The organism is Ureaplasma zalophigenitalium (genome assembly GCF_025780055.1).
Lineage (GTDB): Bacteria > Bacillota_I > Bacilli_A > Mycoplasmatales > Mycoplasmoidaceae > Ureaplasma > Ureaplasma zalophigenitalium.
On sequence record NZ_JAOXHJ010000019.1, the window covers coordinates 1 to 983 of the forward strand.

Annotated in this window: 1 protein-coding gene; it reads right to left on the bottom strand. The window is 32.1% G+C overall.

Going from position 1 to position 983, the window contains the following annotated elements; all coding sequences use genetic code 4:
* A partial coding sequence (locus OF365_RS03160; RefSeq protein ID WP_465245901.1) for a DEAD/DEAH box helicase occupies positions 1-983 on the bottom strand: 983 nt, incomplete at both ends.

Below are 983 nucleotides of genomic sequence, written 5' to 3' on the forward strand. Positions count from 1 at the left end.
GGCGCAAATCAGGCTTTGTTTTGTTCAAAAAACTGGTTTCGAAAGATCTCTAATTGTAAAGAATTTTCGATTTTGGATTCTAAGAGTTTTTTGTTAATCCCCTCATCAGTTTTTAAATCAGTGGCATGACCAATTAAATAACAATCTTGTTGGTATTTTTTAATAAATGCCTCAAAGTAGTCGACAATATGCTCATATTGAGCATTCAGTAAATTAATGACTTCATTAATAAAGGTTTTTTCATCACGCGTTTTTAAGTGTACTTGTTCGTTGATTTCCCCTGAAGTAAATGACCAATTAACATATTGGTTTTTTAACTGGTATGTACGTACCCCTTTTTCGGGGTCGTTTTCATTATGGTTCGAATAAATATAATAATGGTTGGACACATGATTGTATGGAAGTTGTTTATGTGGAATAGGGTTACGTTTAATCCGGCCAATTGTTTGCACACTTAGATTGTTCGAAGAAACATTTCTTAATTGCACAAGCATACAAGCCCGCGGAATATTTCACCCGGTTGCTGGGCCAATTTTAAAAATAATAGCTTGCACGCTCGAATTATTACGTGAAAGATCTTTCAAACTAATACTTTGGCGTGAATAAGCATCAACTTTTTCGTCACTAAAATACTGGGCATATTCAATATTGTGTTTTTTTAAAACCTCTTTAATTTTGTCTAGGTTTTGTTGGAAATTTTGTCTTTTGACTTCATTAATCTTCGATGAATCATCGATTTGAATTAACATCGCTGGCGTGATTGTTTTTAAATCATCATCATTAATATATTGAGCAGAAATTTTTTTATAGGTTTGACAGGCCTTATTTAATAAATCAAAATCATCAATTTCATCAACAGCAATTGAAGCTAAATCATGATTAAAAAATGCTGCTCTTTTAACTAAAGCAATGTTATCGTTTAATAAATCTTTTTCACTTAACACGACTTGCGGATAATTATTATTGGGAGTCGCTGACATGTG